General features: G+C 70.6%; 17 protein-coding genes. 10 read left to right on the plus strand and 7 right to left on the minus strand.

The window, feature by feature from the left end; translation table 11 throughout:
* The first annotated feature begins 1 nt into the window (after position 1).
* Positions 2-1,531 carry a multiple monosaccharide ABC transporter ATP-binding protein gene (gene mmsA / locus MMF94_RS30620; protein ID WP_241040878.1) on the plus strand — a complete coding sequence of 510 codons (1,530 nt, stop codon included), beginning with the start codon at positions 2-4 and terminating at the stop codon, positions 1,529-1,531.
* An 8-nt stretch (positions 1,532-1,539) separates the two neighbouring features.
* Positions 1,540-2,805: a multiple monosaccharide ABC transporter permease gene (gene mmsB, locus MMF94_RS30625; RefSeq protein WP_241040879.1), complete on the plus strand. Its 1,266-nt coding sequence runs from the start codon at positions 1,540-1,542 to the stop codon at positions 2,803-2,805.
* Positions 2,806-2,890: 85 nt separating this feature from the next.
* Here the strand turns inward: mmsB and MMF94_RS30630 are convergent, their stop codons facing one another.
* The 4 genes from MMF94_RS30630 to MMF94_RS30645 form a co-directional block, all read right to left on the minus strand.
* The gene (locus MMF94_RS30630; protein ID WP_277398860.1) at positions 2,891-5,140 is read right to left on the minus strand and encodes a heavy metal translocating P-type ATPase; all 2,250 of its coding nucleotides are present in this window, start codon (positions 5,138-5,140) and stop codon (positions 2,891-2,893) included.
* The gene (locus MMF94_RS30635; protein WP_241040880.1) at positions 5,137-5,307 is read right to left on the minus strand and encodes a hypothetical protein; all 171 of its coding nucleotides are present in this window, start codon (positions 5,305-5,307) and stop codon (positions 5,137-5,139) included. The genes MMF94_RS30630 and MMF94_RS30635 overlap by 4 nt, the downstream gene beginning before the upstream one ends.
* 346 nt (positions 5,308-5,653) lie before the next feature.
* Positions 5,654-5,974 (minus strand): hypothetical protein, encoded by a 321-nt coding sequence (locus MMF94_RS30640; RefSeq protein WP_241040881.1) that lies wholly within the window; start codon positions 5,972-5,974, stop codon positions 5,654-5,656.
* A gap of 98 nt (positions 5,975-6,072) precedes the next feature.
* On the minus strand, positions 6,073-6,960 hold the full coding sequence (locus MMF94_RS30645; protein ID WP_241040882.1) for an SDR family NAD(P)-dependent oxidoreductase: 888 nt from the start codon (positions 6,958-6,960) through the stop codon (positions 6,073-6,075).
* A 70-nt stretch (positions 6,961-7,030) separates the two neighbouring features.
* On the opposite strand from MMF94_RS30645, the gene MMF94_RS30650 reads away from it, so the two are divergent.
* Positions 7,031-7,963, plus strand: coding sequence for a LysR family transcriptional regulator (locus tag MMF94_RS30650; protein WP_241040883.1), 933 nt, complete (start codon positions 7,031-7,033; stop codon positions 7,961-7,963).
* A gap of 16 nt (positions 7,964-7,979) precedes the next feature.
* Here the strand turns inward: MMF94_RS30650 and MMF94_RS30655 are convergent, their stop codons facing one another.
* A complete protein-coding gene (locus tag MMF94_RS30655) occupies positions 7,980-8,861 on the minus strand; it encodes a LysR family transcriptional regulator (RefSeq protein ID WP_241040884.1) in 882 nt (293 codons plus the stop codon).
* A 133-nt stretch (positions 8,862-8,994) separates the two neighbouring features.
* On the opposite strand from MMF94_RS30655, the gene MMF94_RS30660 reads away from it, so the two are divergent.
* The 6 genes from MMF94_RS30660 (at position 8,995) to MMF94_RS30685 (ending at position 15,501) form a co-directional block, all read left to right on the plus strand.
* Complete coding sequence (locus MMF94_RS30660) at positions 8,995-9,714, plus strand: SDR family oxidoreductase (protein ID WP_241040885.1); 720 nt, start codon at positions 8,995-8,997, stop codon at positions 9,712-9,714.
* A gap of 60 nt (positions 9,715-9,774) precedes the next feature.
* A complete protein-coding gene (locus tag MMF94_RS30665; RefSeq protein WP_241040887.1) occupies positions 9,775-10,677 on the plus strand; it encodes an NmrA family NAD(P)-binding protein in 903 nt (300 codons plus the stop codon).
* Positions 10,678-10,763: 86 nt separating this feature from the next.
* The gene (locus MMF94_RS30670; protein WP_241040889.1) at positions 10,764-11,504 is read left to right on the plus strand and encodes a class I SAM-dependent methyltransferase; all 741 of its coding nucleotides are present in this window, start codon (positions 10,764-10,766) and stop codon (positions 11,502-11,504) included.
* A gap of 286 nt (positions 11,505-11,790) precedes the next feature.
* A complete protein-coding gene (locus MMF94_RS30675; RefSeq protein ID WP_241040890.1) occupies positions 11,791-12,297 on the plus strand; it encodes a (2Fe-2S)-binding protein in 507 nt (168 codons plus the stop codon).
* A gap of 1 nt (position 12,298) precedes the next feature.
* On the plus strand, positions 12,299-13,303 hold the full coding sequence (locus MMF94_RS30680; RefSeq protein ID WP_241040892.1) for an FAD binding domain-containing protein: 1,005 nt from the start codon (positions 12,299-12,301) through the stop codon (positions 13,301-13,303).
* Complete coding sequence (locus tag MMF94_RS30685; RefSeq protein WP_241040893.1) at positions 13,300-15,501, plus strand: xanthine dehydrogenase family protein molybdopterin-binding subunit; 2,202 nt, start codon at positions 13,300-13,302, stop codon at positions 15,499-15,501. Before MMF94_RS30680 ends, MMF94_RS30685 begins: the two co-directional genes overlap by 4 nt.
* A 13-nt stretch (positions 15,502-15,514) precedes the next feature.
* On the opposite strand, the gene MMF94_RS30690 is transcribed toward MMF94_RS30685, so the two are convergent.
* Positions 15,515-16,246: a M24 family metallopeptidase gene (locus MMF94_RS30690; RefSeq protein ID WP_241040895.1), complete on the minus strand. Its 732-nt coding sequence runs from the start codon at positions 16,244-16,246 to the stop codon at positions 15,515-15,517.
* 155 nt (positions 16,247-16,401) lie between these two features.
* The gene (locus MMF94_RS30695) at positions 16,402-17,535 is read right to left on the minus strand and encodes an aminotransferase class I/II-fold pyridoxal phosphate-dependent enzyme (protein WP_241040897.1); all 1,134 of its coding nucleotides are present in this window, start codon (positions 17,533-17,535) and stop codon (positions 16,402-16,404) included.
* Positions 17,536-17,952: 417 nt separating this feature from the next.
* Between MMF94_RS30695 and MMF94_RS30700 the strand changes: the two genes are divergently transcribed.
* Entirely contained in the window at positions 17,953-18,849 is an 897-nt protein-coding gene (locus MMF94_RS30700; protein WP_241040898.1) for a hypothetical protein, read from the plus strand.

The following is an 18,849-nucleotide window of genomic DNA, read 5'->3' on the forward strand; positions in this document are numbered from 1 at the left end:
CATGGTCGACGAGATCCTGCGGATGAGGGGGATCACCAAGAGGTTCCCTGGCGTGACCGCGCTGGAGGACGTCAACCTGTCGGTGCGCCGCGGGGAGATCCACGCCATCTGCGGGGAGAACGGCGCCGGGAAGTCGACGCTCATGAAGGTGCTCTCCGGGGTGTACCCGCACGGCGACTACGAGGGTGAGATCCACTTCGACGGTGAGCTGTGCACGTTCTCGAGCATCCGCGACAGCGAGCAGCGCGGGATCGTGATCATCCATCAGGAGCTGGCGCTGTGCCCGCAGCTCTCTATCGCCGAGAACGTCTTCCTGGGCAACGAGCAGGCCACCCGTGGCCTGATCGACTGGAACCGCACCAACCACCAGGCGGCGGCCCTGCTGGCCCGGGTGGGTCTCGCGGAGAACCCGGTGACCCCGGTGCTCGACCTCGGTGTGGGCAAGCAGCAGCTCGTGGAGATCGCGAAGGCGTTGTCCAAGGAGGTGCGGCTGCTCATCCTCGACGAGCCGACCGCGGCCCTCAACGACGACGACTCGGAGCACCTGCTCGACCTGCTCCGCGGGCTGCGGGACGAGGGCATCACCTCGGTGATCATCTCCCACAAGCTCAACGAGATCGCCGCCGTCGCCGACTCGATCACGATCATCCGGGACGGGCGGTCGATCGAGACGCTGGACATGAAGGCCGACGAGGTGACCGAGGACCGGATCATCTCGCTGATGGTCGGCCGGGCCCTCGAGAACCGCTTCCCGCCCCACGAGTCGAACGTGGGGGAGGAGGTGCTGCGGATCGAGGACTGGACGGTGCACAGCTCGAGCCAGCCCGATCGGGTCGTGGTCTCGGGCGCGAACCTGACCCTGCGCCGCGGCGAGATCGTGGGGCTCGCGGGTCTGATGGGCGCAGGTCGCACCGAGCTGGCCATGAGCGTGTTCGGCCGGTCCTACGGAACCAACATCTCCGGGCGCCTCATCAAGGACGGCCAGGAGATCCAAGTGCGCACGGTGCAGGACGCGATCCGTCATCGCATCGCCTACGTCACCGAGGACCGCAAGCGCTACGGCCTCAACCTCATCGAGGACATCAAGCGCAACGTCTCCGCGGCCCGGCTGGGCAAGCTCGCCCGCCGCGGCTGGGTGGACGACAACGAGGAGTACCGCGTGGCCGAGGGGTTCCGGCGCAGCCTGAACATCAAGGCCCGCAACGTCCAGAGCGTGACCGGGAAGCTCAGCGGCGGCAACCAGCAGAAGGTCGTGCTGGCGAAGTGGATCTTCACCGACCCGGACGTGCTGATCCTCGACGAGCCGACCCGTGGCATCGACGTCGGGGCCAAGTACGAGATCTACACGATCATCAACAGTCTCGCCGCCGAGGGCAAAGCGGTGCTGGTCATCTCCTCGGAGCTGCCCGAGCTGCTCGGCCTGTGCGACCGGATCTACACGCTCTCGAGCGGGCGGATCACCGGTGAGGTGAGCCGGGAGGACGCGACCCAGGAACGGCTCATGCAGTACATGACCACGGAACAGGAGTAGGCGAACCCATGTCCAGCACCACCTCCGCAGACATCGGGGCCGCCGCTCCGGGCGGGACGGGCCTGCCTCCGGCCCCGCCGTCGTCACCGGCATTGCGCCGGTTCTCGATCAACCCCCGGCAGAGCGGCATCTACGTCGCGTTCGTGCTGATCGTCGTGCTGTTCTCGGTGCTCACCGACGGCGCGCTGCTGACACCGCAGAACATCTCCAACATCATCGTCCAGAACTCCTACATCCTGGTCCTCGCGATCGGGATGATCCTGATCATCATCGCGGGGCACATCGATCTCTCGGCCGGCTCGGTCGTGGCGGTCACGGGAGCGTTGTCCGCGGTGCTGATGGTCAACCTCGAGGTGCCGTGGCCACTGGCGGTGCTCATCACGCTCGTGGCGGGCGCCCTCGTCGGGGCCTGGCAGGGATTCTGGGTCGCGTACTTCGGGATCCCCGCGTTCATCGTGACGCTCGCCGGGATGCTGCTCTTCCGGGCGCTCACCCTCACCGTGCTCGGCAACCAGGGGATCGGGCCGTTCCCGGACCCGATCCGCACGCTGTCCAACGGTTTCACCGAGGGCTACCTGGGCAACATCGGGCTCGGTCCGTTGGGCGGCGCCGACCTGCTGAGCCTGCTGGTGGGTCTCGCAGTGGTGGCCGGCTACGCCATCGCGCAGTGGCGGCAGCGCGCGGGGAGGCTCGGGTACGGGCAGATCGTCGACCCGATGCCCATCTTCGTGCTCAAGATCGTCGCGGCCGCCGTCATCGTGATGGCCGTGGTGGTGCAGCTGGCGCGGTTCCGGAACCTGCCGTGGGTGCTGGTGCTGCTCGCGGTGCTCGTGCTCGGGTACACGCTGCTGACCACCCGGTCCGTCTTCGGCAGGCACATCTACGCCATCGGCGGCAACCTCTCGGCGGCCACCCTGTCAGGCGTGAAGGTCAAGTCGGTGACCTTCTGGATCTTCGTGAACATGGGGGTGCTGGCGGCGCTGGCCGGCGTCATCTTCGCCGGCCGGCTCAACCAGGCCGGTCCGACGGCGGGCACCAACTTCGAGCTCGACGCCATCGCCGCCGCGTTCATCGGAGGCGCGGCGGTGCAGGGCGGCGTCGGCAAGGTGGTCGGGGCGATCACGGGTGGCCTGATCATGGCCGTGATCAACAACGGCATGTCGCTCATCGGCGCTCCGAGCGAGCGCGTGATGCTGGTGAAGGGCCTCGTGCTGCTCGCCGCGGTCGCCTACGACATCTGGACGAAGCGCAGGGCAGCCTCGGCCGCACGGTGAACACCGCGCGCCGGGCACGGTAGGGCTGCCGATGGGCGGTTCCCCACTCGGGGAGCCGCCCATCGTGCTGTCGGGAGATCCGTGGTCACGCGGTGCGCCGCCGCCCGGCGAGCCGGAGGCTGTTGGTGACGACGAGGACGGAGCTGGCCGCCATGGCGGCCCCCGCGAGCATGGGATGCAACATCCCCGCGGCCGCGATGGGCAGGGCGAGGATGTTGTAGCCGAAGGCCCAGGCCAGGTTGGCCTTGATCACGGTGAGGGTGCGGCGGGAGATCCGGATGGCATCGACGGCCGCCGTGAGATCGGCGCGGACGAGCGTGATGTCGGCTGCCGACATCGCGATGTCGGTGCCGGTGCCCATGGCGATGCCGAGGTCGGCCTGCGCCAGCGCGGCGGCGTCGTTGATGCCGTCGCCCACCATCGCGACGACCCGGCCTTGCGACTGCAACCGCGCGACGAGCTCGACCTTGTCGGTCGGGAGCGCCTCGGCCACCACGGTGGTGATCCCGACCGTGTCCGCGACCGCGCGTGCGGCGCCCTCGCCGTCACCGGTGAGGAGCACGGGTTCGAGCCCGAGCCTGCGCAGCTCGGCGATCGCCTCGGCGCTGGTCGGCCTGATCGTGTCGGACAGGACGAGCACCGCACGGGCGCGACCGGCCCAGGCCAGGGTCACGGTCGTGCGTCCCGACGCCGCGGCGTCCGTGAGCAGCCCGTCCAGGGCGTCGGGAAGCGCGATGCCGCGCTCCTGCAGCAGGCGGGGCCGACCGAGCAGCGCCTCGCTGCCGCCGATGTCGCCCTGCATGCCGAGCCCGTCCAGCGAGACGACCTCGCGTACCTCGGCGGTGGTGTCCACCCCCTGCTCGGCGGCGTAGCGGGCGACCGCCTGGGCCACCGGGTGCGTCGACGTGCCGGCCAGCGCGCCGGCCACGGCGAGCACCTCGTCGCGATCCTCACCGTCGACGGGCACGACGTCGGTCACGTTCATCTCGCCGGTCGTGACCGTGCCGGTCTTGTCGAGCACGATGGTGTCGACCCGGCGGGTGGACTCGAGCACCGCCGGCCCCGTGACGAGCACGCCGAGCTGCGCGGCGCGGCCGGTGCCGACCAGAAGCGCGGTGGGCGTGGCGAGCCCGAGGGCACACGGGCAGGCGACGATCAGAACCGCCGTGGCGGCGGCGAAGGCCGTGCCCGCTCCGGCGGTGGAGCCGGCCCAGAACCCCCAGGTGGCGGCGGCGAGCATGAACACGACCGGCACGAACTCGCCGCAGACGCGGTCGGCGAGCCGCTGCACGGCGGCCTTCCCGGTCTGCGCGCGCTCGACGAGGGCGGCCGTGCGCGCGAGCTGGGTGTCGGCCCCGACACGGGTGGCCCGCACGACGAGTCGGCCACCGAGTACGACGCACCCGCCGATCACGTCATCGCCCGCCGTGACGTCGACGGGCGCCGGTTCCCCGGTGATCGCCGCGGTGTCGACCGCGCACGAACCCTCGACCACCACGCCGTCGGTGGCGACCTTCTCACCGGGTCGCACCACGAAGGTGTCGCCGACGGCCAGCCGCTCGGCCGGCACGAGGTGTTCCCGCCCGTCGACCAGCAGCCGGGCGTCCGTCGCGGCGAGCGCGAGCAGGCCGCGGAGCGCGGCTCCCGAGCGCCGGCGGGCCCGCGCCTCCAGGTAACGCCCGGCGAGCACGAACGTCGTGACCCCAGCGGCGACCTCCAGGTAGATCTGTCCTGGTGCGCGGCTCGGGGAGAGCGTGAGGTCGAAGGTGTGCGTGAGGCCCGGCCTGCCCGCCGTGCCGAAGATCATGGCGTAGACCGACCAGAGGAACGCGGCGAGCGTCCCGACGGAGACCAGGGTGTCCATCGTCGCGGACCCGTGTCGCAGGTTCCTGAGCGCCGCGCGATGAAACGGCAGCGCGCCCCACAGCACGACAGGTGCGGTGAGGCCGAGTGCGGTCCACTGCCAGTACGGGAACTGGATGGCGGGAACCATCGACAACACGATCACCGGCACGGCCAGCGCCGCGCACGCGACGAGCTGCAGCCGCCGTCCGTCGAGCTCGAGGTCCTGGGCCAGCTCGGCCTCGTCGTCGCGTGTGGCCGGTTCCGGCTGCCGGGCCGTGTAGCCGGCGCGCTCGATCGCGGCCACGAGATCCTCGACGTTCACGGTGCCGCCGTGCGTGACTGCAGCCCGGCCCGTCGCGTAGTTGACGCTCGCCTGCACGTCGCCGAGCTTGCGCAGCGTCCGCTCGACGCGCGCGGCGCACGCTCCGCACGTCATGCCTTCGACGATCAGCTCGGTGTCCGCGGTCGGTGCGGACAGGACCGCGGTCACGGGTGGCCGTGCGCGGAATCGGGGGCGGGCGGGGGCGGCGGATCGAGGATGCGGCCTGCCTGCCAACCACCCGCCACGGTGAGAGCGAGCACCACGAGGAACGCGGCGACGCGCCCGGCATTGGCCATGGTGAGGGGCGGATCCTGAATGGAGGGAGGTACGGCCACGGCGGAAATCTAGGGAGGTCAGGGGTGTCCGGGTTGCCAAGCTGAGTTCGGTCGGCGGTGTGCGCCCTTTGGGACGCGATGAGTGGTTTGGCGCTGGTCTGTTCGGCGTAGCCTACTGCTCCGTCCGCGCGTGATGATCTTCAGGTTCGTCGTGCTTCGCCCGGCTTCGTCATCTCGGCGCACCAGGGGGACCTGCAGACGTGCGCGATTGACCGGTCGGGACGGCGGGCGGGGTGAACGCTGCGCCGGCCGGTCGCACAGCACGCCGAACGCGTCGAGCCCCGCCTGGCCCCACCGGGCACCTGATCGGCCCCGGCGGCGCCCAGCGTGTTACGCCCGCAACCGCCTACTCGGCTTTCACCTGCTCCGACTGCATCGCTTCCACCGCTGCGTGGAGGTTGGCCTTCCACGTCCCGGCGGCGTTGTAGTAGCCCACGAGCGGCAGGTGCACGTACACCCAGTCGCCGAGGACGTCGCTCTGGCCGGCGATGAACGCCAGGTAGTAGTGCTGCCGCTCGCTGGCCGGCTGCTTGTACCTGATCTTCTCGCCGATCTCGCGGGAGAGGGGGTCGCCGGAGTCGTCGCGGTACTGGTCCCATTGTTCGCCGATGCGTTCGGCGACCTGTCCATTGAGGGGGCCGCCGACGAAGATCACGGGTCTGGTCACGGCGAGGAATGCTCGCATGCCACCCACACGGCCGTCCCGCTGGTTGCACCACACCGTGGTCAGCGGACAGCGGCCCGTAGGGACTCGGCGAGAGTTCCTTACGTACTGAGAAGTTCGTCCTGGTCCCGGGCGGGCGTTCCGCTGTGCCAGGGCAACACGCGGCCGAAGCGGACGAGCTCCCCGTAGCGGGTTGGGTCGACGTGGTCCGCGAGCACCAGGTCGAGCACGGCCTGTGCGGCCTGTGCCGGGGTGAGTGCCCGGCTGAAGTCGTCGAACCACGGCCGGGAGGTCGGTGTGTCCACGAGTCCGGGGCAGACCGCCGCGACCAGGATGTCCGCAGGCAGATCGGTCTCCCGGCGCTGCGCCGCGACCGCTCGTACCGCGGCAACCTGAGCCACCTTGGACGGCACGTTGATCCACCGCGGCCAGCCCGCCTCCTCGGCTGTTCCGGCGTGGACGGCCGCACGCCAGGACTCGACGGCGTGTTCGACCTCGTCGAGCGAGGCGCCGTCGAACAGGGGATGGAGCTGCGGGTCGAGACGACCGAGCGTTCCCAGTGAGCTGGCCACGACGATCAGCCGTCCGCCGGGGCGCAGAACCGGGCCGAACGAGCGCAGCATCGCGTGGGTGCCTCCGTTCGCGACGTCGATGAACTCGTCGGCCTGCTCGGACTGGGGCCGGTCCGGCGTGATCCGGGCGATCGCGTTGGAGACGACGATGTCCACCCCACCGTGACTCTCCTCGAGCTCCGTGGCCAGGCGCGCCACGGCGTCCGTGTCGGTGACGTCGAGCAGGCGGCCTTCCACCCGGCTCCTCGTGCCGGGTGCGGCTGCGACGATCGCGGTGGCGTCGGCGACCCGTTGCGCGTTGCGTCCGGTGAGCAGCACCAGGTCGTCGGGATCCATTCGAGCGGCCAGCCCCTCGACGAGCGCGAAGCCGATGCCTTGGTTCGCCCCGGTGACCAGGGCGATTCGTGTATCTGCCACGTGGCCAGGCTAGGAAGGTGAGAATCATGCGACCAGCGCGAGTTACGCAGACCTGGTATGCGTAAAGCTCATGGACCTCGGCGACGTCTCGCTGGTCGCGCTGCGGGTCTTCCGCGAGGTGGCCGAGCGCCGCACGCTCACCGCGGCCGCGGAGGCGCTCGGTTTCACCCAGTCCGGGGTCTCCCGGCAGATCGCCTCGCTCGAGCGCGCGGCGCGGGCCCGCCTGCTGGAGCGGCGCCACGACGGGGTGCGGCTGACCGCAGCCGGGCACCTCGTGCTGCGCCGGGCCGTCACGGTGCTCGACGAGATCGACGCCGCGGCGCGGGATCTCGCAGGCATGCCGCCCGAGGCGGGAACGGTTCGGCTCGGCTGGTACAGCAGCGCCGGCGCTCTCCTGGTGCCGCGCGCCCTCGCCGCGCTGCGCCGGACCCACCCCGCCATCATCGTCACCACGCAGGAGGGCGGCACGTCTGCACTGGTCCGTGCCCTGCGCGCCGGCAGCATCGATCTCGCGGTGGTGGCATCCCTGCCGCCGTTCCGGCCGCCCGACGCCGAGTCGCCACACCTGCAGTTCGAGGTGCTCGCCGAACGCAGCCTCCGCCTCGCGGTGCCTGCCACCCACCCGCTCGCCGCGGCGGACTCCGTCGACGTCGCCGATCTGCGTGGTCAGCGCTGGATCGCGAGCCCGTCCACCCGAGAGCAGGAGCGGCTGGGTGTCTGGCCCGGACTCGACGAGCGGCCGGAGATCGCGCACACGGCTACCGACTGGCTGGCCAAGCTGAGCCTCGTCGCGGCCGGATGTGGGCTGACCACTCTTCCCGCATCACTCCTACCCGCGGTGCCGCCCGGAGTGCGGGTCCTCGCGGTGCGCGGCGGCCCGCACGAGCAGCGACGCATTCTCCTGGCGCGCCTTCCCCAGCCGCTCGCCGAACCGGCCGCCCGCCTCGCGGACGCCCTGCGCGCCGCCGTGCACGACGTCGGCGCGCCTGCCGCGGCCCCATGATCGGAGCCGCTACCGCTCAGGCAGGGGCGGAGAGCTGTTCCGCCTGAGCGGTGGCGATCTCGACGAACTCGTGGATGAGCGGGTCGGTGCGCGCGTCGTCCCAGGCCAGGCACACGCGGTTGGGGCCGATGTCGTCGATGGGAACCCAGGTGACGTCGGGTCGGGTGTAGAAGGTGGCGGTGGAGAGCGGGAGGACCACCAGCCCGTGCCCCGCCGCGACGTGTTCGAGCTTCTCCTCCACCGTGCGGATGGGTCGGGGCGGTTCTCCTGTGCCGTTGCGCAGCTCCACGGCGATGTCGCGCCATTCGGGCACGGCGTCGGGGTTCTGCAGGAGGTGCTCGTGGGCGAGGTCGCTGATGCTGATGCCGTCCTTCGCCGCGAGCGGGTGGTCGAGGGGGAGCGCGGCCACGCGGGGTTCGGAGAGCAGCGGGCGGATCTGTAGGCCCTGCTGGTCGACGGGCAGGCGAACGTAACTGACGTCGACACGGCCGTCGAGCACGACCTCGGTCTGGTCGTCCCAGCCGGTGCGCAGGACGTCGACGGTGAGGTCGGGGTGGCGGGCCGCCAGTACGCGCGTGGCGGGGGTGACGATGAGTCCGGGCATGAACCCGACGGTGAAGTGGTCGGGGCCGCGTGCGGCACGTTGGACCCGTCGCTGCAGGGCATCGGCGCCGGCGAGCAGGGGCCGGGCGTCGACGAGGAGCTGTTCGCCGGCGCGGGTGAGTGCGGTGGCGCGTTTGGTGCGGTCGAACAGCTGGCTCTTCAACTCGTGTTCCAGCGCGCGGATCTGGCGGGAGAGCACTGGCTGGGCGATGTGCAGCGCCGCCGCGGCGCGGCCGAAGTGCAGGTGCTCGGCGACCGCGACGAAGTAGCGCAGCTTGCGCAGGTCCACATCCATGCTCGCGCCTCCTGTCCGCGATGAGGCCGGATACCCCCAGGGTATTGCAGGCGCGGTAAGGAGTCTTGGACGTCGCGGCGCCCACGGGCACATCGTGAAGGGGTCTGACCAGCACGTCACCAGGAGGTTCGTCATGGATCTACACGGGCAGCGCGTCGTGGTTCTGGGCGGGACGTCGGGCGTCGGGCTCGCGGTCGCGGCCGGTGCCGGGTCCGCCGGAGCCGAGGTCGTCGTCGTCTCCAGCCGGCGCTCCAGCGTCGACAAGGCACTCTCGGTGCTTCCCGGCGGGGCTGTGGGCCGGGTCGCGGACCTGAGTGACCCGGCCACCGTCCGTGCCGTGATCGAGGAGGTGGGCGAGCTCGATCATCTCGTCTACACCGCAGGCGAGCCGCTGGCGCTGATGTCGGTGATCGAGCTCGACGTGGAGCAGGCGCGCCGGTTCTTCGGTCTGCGCTTCTTCAGTGCTCTGGCCGCGGTCTCGGCAGCGGCACCGCTGGTGCGCCCGGGCGGTTCGATCACGTTGACCACGGGCACCGCCAAGGACCGTCCGGGAGCGGGTTGGGCCGTCCCGGCGAGCATCTGCGGCGCGGTGGAGGCACTGACCAAGGCGTTGGCGGTGGAGCTCGCGCCTGTCCGGGTGAACGCCGTGAGCCCGGGCGTACTGCGGTCGCCGCTGTGGGCGGGGATGGGCGAGGCTGAGCGCGAGCAGATGTACTGGGACATCGCGGAGGCGATTCCGGTGGGCCGCATCGGTGAGGTCGGTGACGCCGCGCAGGCGTATCTGTACTGCATGACGCAGACCTTCACCACTGGCACGGTTCTGACCGTCGATGGCGGGGCCGTCCTCGTCTGAGGTTGGTTAGTCTGCAGATGAGACTCAGCTGGTGAGACTCACTATTGACGAGGAGGCAGGATGCCGATTCTCGTGACCGGGGCCGGTGGCGGTGTCGGCGGCATCGGCGGCCGGGTGGTCGAACGGCTCCAGGAGCGCGGACTTCCGGTGCGCGCCCTCGTCCACCGCGAGGACGAACGCGCTGACGCGCTTCGCGCACGCGGGGTCGAGGTCGTCGCCGCGGACCTCACGCGCGCCCCCGACGTCGTGCGGGCACTCGACGGGTGCCGCCGCGTGTACTTCGGGATGTCGGTGTCGCCGGATTACCTGGAGGCGACCGCCACCGTGGCAAGCGCCGGGCGGGCGGCCGGGGACCTCGAGGTCGTCGTGAACATGTCCCAGATGACCGTCTCGCAGATGGATCTGACCAGCACCGAGGAGTCGCGCCACCAGCGGTTGCACTGGCTCGCCGAGCAGGTGCTCGACTGGTCCGGCCTTCCGGCCACGCATGTGCGCCCCACGATCTTCATGGAGAACCCGCTCATGATGATCTTCGCGTACGGGTCCATCGCGAGGACGGGAAAGATCAGGCTGCCGTTCGGCGCGGGCCGCACGTCACCGGTGAGCGCTCAGGACGTGGCCGATGTCGTCGCGACGATCCTCGCGGAGCCTGCCGGACACATCGGCCGGACCTACGAGCTCACCGGTCCCGTGTCGCGGGATCTGGCAGCCATGGCCGAGGAGTTCTCCGCGGCGCTCGGTCGGCCCGTCGTGTACGAGGATGTGCCGCTCGATGAGTTCACCGAGGAACTCGAAGCCGCCAAGCTCCCCGACCACGTTCTCGACCACATCCGCACGATGGCCCGGCTGCACCGGTCCAACCGCTACGACCGCGCCACGCACGACGTCGAGAAGATCCTCGGACGCCCAGCGTCGGGCGTCGCGGACTACGTCGCGATGAACCCGGAGCTCTTCCGGCGCTAATCGCGTTGACCGCCCCCGCGGAGCCGGGTGAAGATCACGGCCGGAGCAGGGCACCGGACGTACCTGCTGGCGCGAGGGCGAGGTCGATGGCCGACGCGATCTTCGAGCACCCGCGCCTGGTGGCGGTCTACGACGCGCTCGACCCCGACCGCAGCGACCTCGACGTGTACGCGGCGATCGTGCACGAGTTCGGCGCACGCAGCGTGCTCGACGTCGGCTGTGGCACCGGCACGTTCGCGCTGCTCCTTGCCTCCCGCGGGGTGCAGGTGACGGGTGTCGACCCCGCGGCGGGCTCACACGCGTACGCCTGCGGGCGAGACGGTGCGGACCGTGTCACCTGGATCCACGGGGACGCCACAGCCCTTCCCGGGATGGCGGTCGATCTCGCCACGATGACCGGGAACGTCGCCCAGGCGATCACCGATCCGCTCGGCTGGGACGCCACTCTCCGCGGCGTGCACCACGCGCTTCGGCCCGGCGGACGTCTCGTCGTCGAGAGCCGGGACCCGGCTCGACGCCAGTGGCGCACGTGGAACCGCACGGACACCTACCGGGTCGCCGAGATCGCCGGCGTCGGCCGGGTCGAATGCTGGACCGAACTGACGGAGGTGGCCCTGCCGCTGGTCAGCTTCCGCGGCACGTGGGTCTTCGGCTCCGACGGCGCCGTGCTGACCTCGGACTCCACCTTGCGCTTCCGCGAGCGCGCCGAGATCGAATCCGACCTGATCCGGCACGGCTACGTCGTGGACGAGGTCCGGGACGCGCCCGACCGGCCCGGTCGCGAGTTCGTGTTCGTCGCTCGCCGCGCGAGTGCTCCACCCGGGTAAATCGGAGCCCTGCGGTCGCGGTTCGTTCCCGAACCTCCGGGACGCGAATTCGTCCGATTCGCTCCACCGGTCCGGAAGCGCGCCGCGCGTAATGGTCCGGTAAATCCTCCGCGGTTGCGGCGAATGGTGGACCCGGCAAGCCCGTCTGCATCAGCAAACCGCGCTCGACCAGGCGCTCGACCCGGCGGGCGGGGTGTGGTCCACCTCACTTCTGATCGCAATTCGGCGATGGTCGGCAGCAATACGGAAAATGCGCAGCCGGGAGAGCTCGTTTACCTTCTCGGGCATGGCTACTCCCACCCGGACCGGCCCGCCGGCCACAACGGTGCGCGCCTCGTTCCGTGTGAACGAGCAACACGTCGAGGTCGAGATCGACACCCGTGAGTCCCTGCTGGACGTTCTGCGCGAACGGCTGGAGCTGACCGGCACCAAGAAGGGATGCGATCACGGTCAGTGCGGCGCGTGCACCGTGCATCTCGACGGCCGGCGGGTGGTGTCCTGCCTGACCCCCGCGGTGCAGGTCAACGGACGCTCCGTCACGACGATCGAGGGCGTGGCCGGGCCGGACGGCGAGCTGCACCCGTTGCAACAGGCCTTCGTCGACCACGACGCGCTGCAGTGCGGCTACTGCACCCCCGGGCAGGTGATGTCCGGGCTGGCATGCATCGCCGAAGGGCACGCACGGGACGACGCGTCGGTCCGCGAGTACATGAGCGGCAACCTCTGCCGCTGCGGCGCCTACACGTCGATCGTCGCCGCGGTCCGCTCCGTCGCCGACGACGTGGAGGGCTGACGTGCGGCCGTTCACGTACGACGCGCCGGACACCGTCGCCGACGCGCTCGATGCCCTCGCCGCCGCCGGGCCGGGTGCCAAGTTCCTCGCCGGCGGCACCACCCTCTATGACCTGATGAAGCTGGGAGTGGAAGCGCCGCCGGCTGTGGTCGACGTCCACCGTCTCCCCGAACTGTCGCAGATCGACAGCACCGGCACGGATGAGCTCGTCTTCGGTGCCGGGGCTCGGATGGCCGACGTCGCAGAGGACCCGGTCGTCACGCGGGACTATGCGGCCCTGGCGGAGTCGCTGGCCAAGGCGGCGTCGCAGCAGCTGCGTGAGATGGCCACGGTCGGCGGCAACCTCCTGCAGCGCACGCGGTGCACCTACTTCCGCCACGGCGAGCCGTTCGCGTGCAACAAGCGTGAGCCCGGCAGCGGCTGCGCGGCGATCGGCGGGCTCGACCGTGCCCATGCGGTGCTGGGCACGAGCGACGCGTGCATCGCGACCTTCCCCGGTGACTGGCCGGTGGCATTGCTGGCGTTCGACGCGCAGGTCGACGTGCTCGGGCCCGACGGAGCCCGGACGGTCGCGCTGGCCGACCTGTACCGGGAGCCGGGGCAACGCCCGGACCTGGAGACCACCCTGCGACCGCAGGAGCTGCTCCTGCGGATCCGGGTGCCCGCCACCCCGACCGGGCGGGGCTCGACCTATCACAAGATCCGCGACCGGGAGTCCTACGCGTTCGCGCTGGCGTCCGCCGCGGCGGCGGTGGCGCTGCACGCCGACGGAACGGTGGCGGACGTGCGGATCGGGCTGGGCGGTGTGGCCACGAGGCCGTGGCGCGCAGCCGAAGCCGAGCAGGCGCTCCTCGGACAACCCCTCACCGCCGAGACCGCCCGGCAGGCGGGCGAAGCGGCATTCGCAGCGGCCAGGCCGGGCCGGGAGAACGGCTTCAAGATCGAACTCGGGATCCGGACCGTCGCCGACGCGCTGCGGATCGCCGGAGAGCGGGCGACACGATGACCACCACGACGACCGGCGCCGCTGTTCCCACCGAGCGGGTGGACGCCCACGCCAAGGTGACGGGTGCGCTGCGCTACGGCGCGGACCGCAACCCGCTCGGGGTGCTGCATGCCGCGTTCGCCATCGCGCGGGTGCCGAAGGGCCGGATCGCACGCCTGGACATCGCGAACGCCGAGGCCGTGCCGGGAGTGCGCCTCGTGCTCACGCACGAGAGCGACCCCGGCGTGAAGTCCGGTGGCTTCATCATGGGCGGTGGGTACGGGTTCCAGAGCCGGCAGCCGCTGACCGACGATCGGATCGCCTACTGGGGCCAGCCGATCGCCCTCGTGGTGGCCGACACCCTCGTCGCGGCGAACGAGGCGGCCGCGCTGGTCGAGGCGGTGTACGAGACCGAGGACAGCAGCCTCGACCTCGACGCCCCGGGCGCCGAGACGCTGGTGCAGGCCGAGGCGATCCCGCTGCCCTTCCTCGCCGACGTGGTGATCGGCGACGCTGACACGGTGCTCGGAGAGTGCGCCGTGCAGGTCGACTCCGTGTTCGACCTGCCTGTGCAGCACCAGAACCCGATGGAGCTGATCCACACCGTCGTCGAGTGGCGGGGCGACACACTCGTGGTGCACGAGGGCACCCAGAACAGCGGCGCCGTTCGGAACGGGCTGGCCACGCAGCTGGGCATCGACCCCGCGCAGGTGGAGGTGATCTCGCCGTCCGCCGGGGGAGCGTTCGGGCAGAAGAACTCGCTGCAGCCGCACACCTGCCTCGCCGCGGTCGCGGCCCGCAGACTCGACCGCCCGGTGAAGCTGGTGCTGACCAGGGAGCAGTGCTTCCACGCAGCGAGCTTCCGCCCGTTGAGCAGGCACCGCGTGCGACTCGGAGCCGACGCGGCAGGCGTGCTGCGCGCAGCCGTGTACGAGATCGACCAGCAGACCTCGCGTCACGACCTCTTCCCGGCCACCTACACGGATATAGCATCCCGGCTCTACGGCATCCCCCACTTCCGGGGCCGGCAGCGGCTCGTGCGCACCGACGTACAGACGCCGGGGTACATGCGCGCCCCGCACGAGCACCCGGCCGCGTTCGCGATCGAGTCCGCTGTGGACGAGGTCGCCTACGCCGCAGGTATCGATCCCGTCGCGCTGCGGCTGGCCAACGACACCGCCACCGACCCGGTCACCGGCCACCCGTTCTCGTCCCGCTATCTCGCCGAGTGCCTGCGCCGTGGCGCCGACCGCTTCGGCTGGTCCCGACGGAGCCCGGAGCCCGGATCGATGCGCGCGGCCGACGGCACCGAGATCGGGTGGGGAGTCGCCGGTGGCGCCTATCCCGCCCACACGGTCGCCGCCGTCGCGAGGGCTCGCGTCGAGGCGGACGGGACGGTGCGCGTCGAGGCGGGTGGCCACGAGATGGGCCAGGGCATCCGGACGGCGATCGTGCGCACCGTCGCGGCCGACCTCGGGATCCCGACCGACACCATCACCGTCGTCGTCGGTGACACCCGCTCGGTGCCGCAGCACCTCACTGCCGGATCGTGGGGTACCGCCAGCGCGTTGCCGGTGGTCGTGGACGCCCTCGCCGAGCTACGGCGCGAGCTGGGCGTGCCGGCGCAGGGGCCCGTCGATCTCGCCGCAGCGGTGGCAGCGCTCGGCGGCGCACCGGTCGAGGTGGAGACCACCCGCACCGCGCCGGGACAGCCACCCGAGAGCCTCGACCAGTTGCGCCGTGGTCTTGTGGCGCTCGCCGGGCCCGAGTACCCGCAGTTCAGCTCCTACAGCTGGATCGCTCACTTCGTGGAGGTCAGGATCGAGGCCACCACGCGGCGGGTGCGCGTGTCGCGCGTGGTCAGCGTTGCCGACTGCGGTCGCGTCGTCAGCCCGCGCACCGCCGAGAGCCAGGTGCGCGGGGGTGTGGTCTGGGGCATCGGCGCGACGTTGCGTGAGGCCACCGAGGTCGACCCGCGCTACGGCGGCTTCCTCAACACCTCGCTCGAGGAGTACCCCGTGCCCGTGAACGCCGATCTACTGGCCGACATCCACGTGGAGTTCATCGACGAGCCGGATTCGCTGCTCAACGGGCCTGGCGTGAAGGGCCTCGGCGAGGTCTCGATGGTGGGGGTGGCGCCCGCCGTGGCGAACGCGGTGTTCCACGCGACGGGACACCGGATACGGCGCCTGCCCATCCGCCTGGAGGACCTGCTGTAAATAGCGAGCTCCCTCAGCCCGCCGCGGTTGCGGGGCGCCGCAGGGTGAGCAACTGCTCGTAGAACCCGCCGTAACCACGATCCGGATCCACGAGGTGCACCTCGAGGATCCAGTGACACACCCGGCCGACACGGTCGGTCCTGCGCATCGGCCCGGTGCTGCCCGGGGCGATGTAGCTGTCGATCCGTTCCCCGTCGATCGTCTCGTGGGGGAACTCGCCGACGAGGTGGCCGCTGTGCACACCCCCGAAGCGCCACCCGGCTTCCTCGGACGCCCCGACGACGTACTGGTAGAGCTCCGCGCCGCTGATCTCGTCGTGCGTCTCGAAGAAGGCGCGACCGGCGTCGAATATCCGCGGCAGGTCGGCCTGCAGCTGTAGCTTCCGCGGGTCGTCGCCGAGCACGAACGTCCGCCCGAAGTCGGCCTCCCACTCCGAGAAGATGGGCCCGAAGTCGAGGAAGACGATGTCGTCCCCGGCGAGGGCGCGGTCCGGTGGGTTCTCCCGATAGGGCTGCAGGGTGTTCGGGCCGGAACGCACGATCCGCTTGTGCCAGTGGCGGCTCACCCCGAACAGGTCCGCGGCCAGATCCCGCACGTCGTCGCTCACCTGGGCCTCGCGGCGGCCGGGGGCGATGATGCCCCGCCGCGCGACCTCGGCGAACAGCGCCTCCGCCTTCTCCTCGGCCTCGACCAGCTGCCGGGCTCGCTCTGCTTCGTCCGCGCTGCGATCCGCTGTGGGTGCCATCAGCTTTCCGTTACTCCGTTTCTGCGGAATATTCTGCGGAATATTTCCGCGTCCACGGAGAAGCCTGACGAGTTGTGGGATCCGGCGCAACCGCCGGTGGGGATCACCGATCCGGAGAATGCGCTCGCGGGGGCATCACCCCCGCACCGCGGGATTCAGACCCGTGCCCGCAGCCAGGTGCGGAACGCGTCGAGCCCCGGCTCGGGATCACTCCGGCCGACGCCGACCCGGAAATGGTCGGGCGGGGTCGCGGTGAGCTGTGAGCGGTAGATGCTCGCCGGGAGGAGAAGAACACCAGCTTCGTTCACGAGGTCGGCGCAGAACCTCTCGACCCCGTCGGCACCCTTGTAACGCAGGTACGTGACGCACCCGCCGTCCGGTGCGTGCCAGTCGAACAGCGAGTCGAACTCGGTGAAGAAGCTCTCGAAGACCGGAAGGTTGGCGGCGATGATCGCGCGGTTGCGCTCCAGGATTGTCTCCCGCGCCTTCACGGCGATGCGGGCGAGGATCTCGGAGGGCGCCGAGTTGCAGATGGTGGTGTAGTGCTTGGCGCGCTCCAGGCGGGAGAGCAGCTCCCGGTCCCGGCAGACGATCCACCCGACGCGCAATCCGGGCAGCCCGAGCGACTTCGACGTGACGTTCAGCGAGAGCGCCCGCTCCGAGAGGTCGGTCGCGTTGGGGAGGGTGCGGCGCTGGTCGAGCTCGAGGCCGCGATACACCTCGTCGCTGAACAGATGGATGCCGCGCTCGTCGCACAGCTGCGCGAGCCGGGCGAACTCCGCTGCGTCCATGACCTTGCCGGTCGGGTTGTGCGGAAAGTTGACCGAGACCACCCGCGTGCCGGGTCGTAGCGCGGCCTTGACCTCGTCGACGTCGAGGTTCCAGTCGTTCTCCGGTCTGAGGGCGACGCCCGTGACGGAACACAAGGCGAGCGGCACCGTCTCCGCCGCCTGGTAGTTGGGCGTGACGACGACGGCGTGGTCATCGGGGCCGAGCAGCACCTGCATCGCGAGGTAGAGGCCTTCCTCGGCGCCGGCGAAGCAGAGGACGTCGTCGGATTCGGCCGCCGAGTACATCTCGGCGATGGCCTGCCGGAGCGCAGGGTCGCCGAATGTCTCGGTGTACCCGAGCGACAACGTCTCCCACGCCGCGCGGTCGTGGTCATCCGCCAGCGCGAGCAGCTCGGTCATCGTCATCGTCTGCGCGTCGGACGCGGTGAGGTGGTACCGCGCCGTGAACTCCCAGCGCGAGAAGTAGGTCTCGAGTTGGAAGTCGGGCAAGGGGGTCACGACATCGGGCCCTTCGGATCGAGCTGTGGGCATGATCTGCGCCGGACTTGGTCGTCTCGACGCCTCATCAGCTGTGATGAGCGCCCATCCTTCCCCTCTGCGCTGCGGCCGAGGACGACGACCCGCTCGTGACAACCGGCGGACGGCGGCCATCTGCTGGATACGGGCGTGAAGGGTGTGAAAAAGAAGACCCGAAGTGACACCCGTTTTGTCCGGTTCGCGATAACTTCGTGCGCGTGGCTTGTTCGGAGCGTGGAAACCCTGTAACGGACCGTGGTCAGCGGTCGAGTGCACCGCCGTGGACCAGGAGCGCAGTGCCCGTGATCTCGTCAGCCTCGTTTCCGGTCCGATCTCGCCCATCCGGCTCCTCGTGAGCGTGGGACGGGGCGACGCGGCACTCGACTGGGGCGCGGACTGATGTGCCGCGAGTACTGCGGCGAACTGCGGCGTCTGGAGCCCGCGTCCCGCCCGGTGATCGACGTCCTCCAACGCCGGGGCATTCTGCATCCGATCACCGCGGAGTCCGGCCAGTCCCTGGCCGAGCTGCTGATGAAGTGCCTGACCGAGCCCCGAGCCCGGGGGATGGACCGGCGCCATGTCTATTGGGGCCTGCTCGAGCGGATCCACCGCCCGGCGAGCAACACGCAGATCGTGAACGTCGAGTTCACGGGCGGACAGCTCGACACGACGACGTGCGTCTCTGCCGCTCATGTCCTGCCTCTGATCTCCGAGACGCCGGGCGAGTACGCGCGCATCGTGGAAGGGCTCACCTCGCCGGTGATGGGGTTCTGGATCGTGCGGCCGCTTCGTCGCGAGGTGATCAAGCAACGGATGCTGTGGTTGGAGGGGACCTTCAACGCACTCCTGATCTCCGAGAACGAGCTGGGGATCTGGGTCAAGCCCGACGGGGGCGCCCCTGCGCGTGCGCTCCGCGAGCACGGCGGGCGGCTGTTCCGCGAGTACGACTTCGGAGCGAGGGCCGGGAAGAACAGCCGGCTGCTCGTCGATGTCATGGTGCAGTCGGCCCTGACGAACTACGCGATGCGCGGCAGGTACGACAGCGCCGCGGACAACGATCGGATGACCGGTGCACGAGGCGTGCCGCGCCCGGGCTGGGGCTCGGGCGCGGGTTCGACCGACGAGTACCGGTCCTTGATCCGGGAGGTCGTGCACGGGCAGGCGCCGCGGCTCCCGACCCGTGGCAGTCCCGTGCTCGGCGAGATGACCGAGGAACAGGCGTTGCACGCGCTGGAGGACAGGTGGACGGGCGGCCACCACCTCGAGAGACCGTTCACGATCGACATCGACGCCTGA

This window comes from Pseudonocardia alaniniphila (assembly GCF_022524485.1).
Classification (GTDB): domain Bacteria; phylum Actinomycetota; class Actinomycetes; order Mycobacteriales; family Pseudonocardiaceae; genus Pseudonocardia; species Pseudonocardia alaniniphila.

Bases quoted from the DNA above. Each gene is read 5' to 3' on its own strand.
- MMF94_RS30675 (WP_241040890.1), top strand. From the start codon at position 11,791: ATGGCTACTCCCACCCGGACCGGCCCGCCGGCCACAACGGTGCGCGCC.
- MMF94_RS30650 (WP_241040883.1), top strand. From the start codon at position 7,031: ATGGACCTCGGCGACGTCTCGCTGGTCGCGCTGCGGGTCTTCCGCGAG.
- MMF94_RS30670 (WP_241040889.1), top strand. From the start codon at position 10,764: ATGGCCGACGCGATCTTCGAGCACCCGCGCCTGGTGGCGGTCTACGAC.
- MMF94_RS30685 (WP_241040893.1), top strand. From the start codon at position 13,300: ATGACCACCACGACGACCGGCGCCGCTGTTCCCACCGAGCGGGTGGAC.
- mmsA (WP_241040878.1), top strand. From the start codon at position 2: ATGGTCGACGAGATCCTGCGGATGAGGGGGATCACCAAGAGGTTCCCT.
- MMF94_RS30655 (WP_241040884.1), bottom strand. From the start codon at position 8,861: ATGGATGTGGACCTGCGCAAGCTGCGCTACTTCGTCGCGGTCGCCGAG.
- MMF94_RS30700 (WP_241040898.1), top strand. From the start codon at position 17,953: ATGTGCCGCGAGTACTGCGGCGAACTGCGGCGTCTGGAGCCCGCGTCC.
- MMF94_RS30690 (WP_241040895.1), bottom strand. From the start codon at position 16,246: ATGGCACCCACAGCGGATCGCAGCGCGGACGAAGCAGAGCGAGCCCGG.
- MMF94_RS30665 (WP_241040887.1), top strand. From the start codon at position 9,775: ATGCCGATTCTCGTGACCGGGGCCGGTGGCGGTGTCGGCGGCATCGGC.
- mmsB (WP_241040879.1), top strand. From the start codon at position 1,540: ATGTCCAGCACCACCTCCGCAGACATCGGGGCCGCCGCTCCGGGCGGG.
- MMF94_RS30660 (WP_241040885.1), top strand. From the start codon at position 8,995: ATGGATCTACACGGGCAGCGCGTCGTGGTTCTGGGCGGGACGTCGGGC.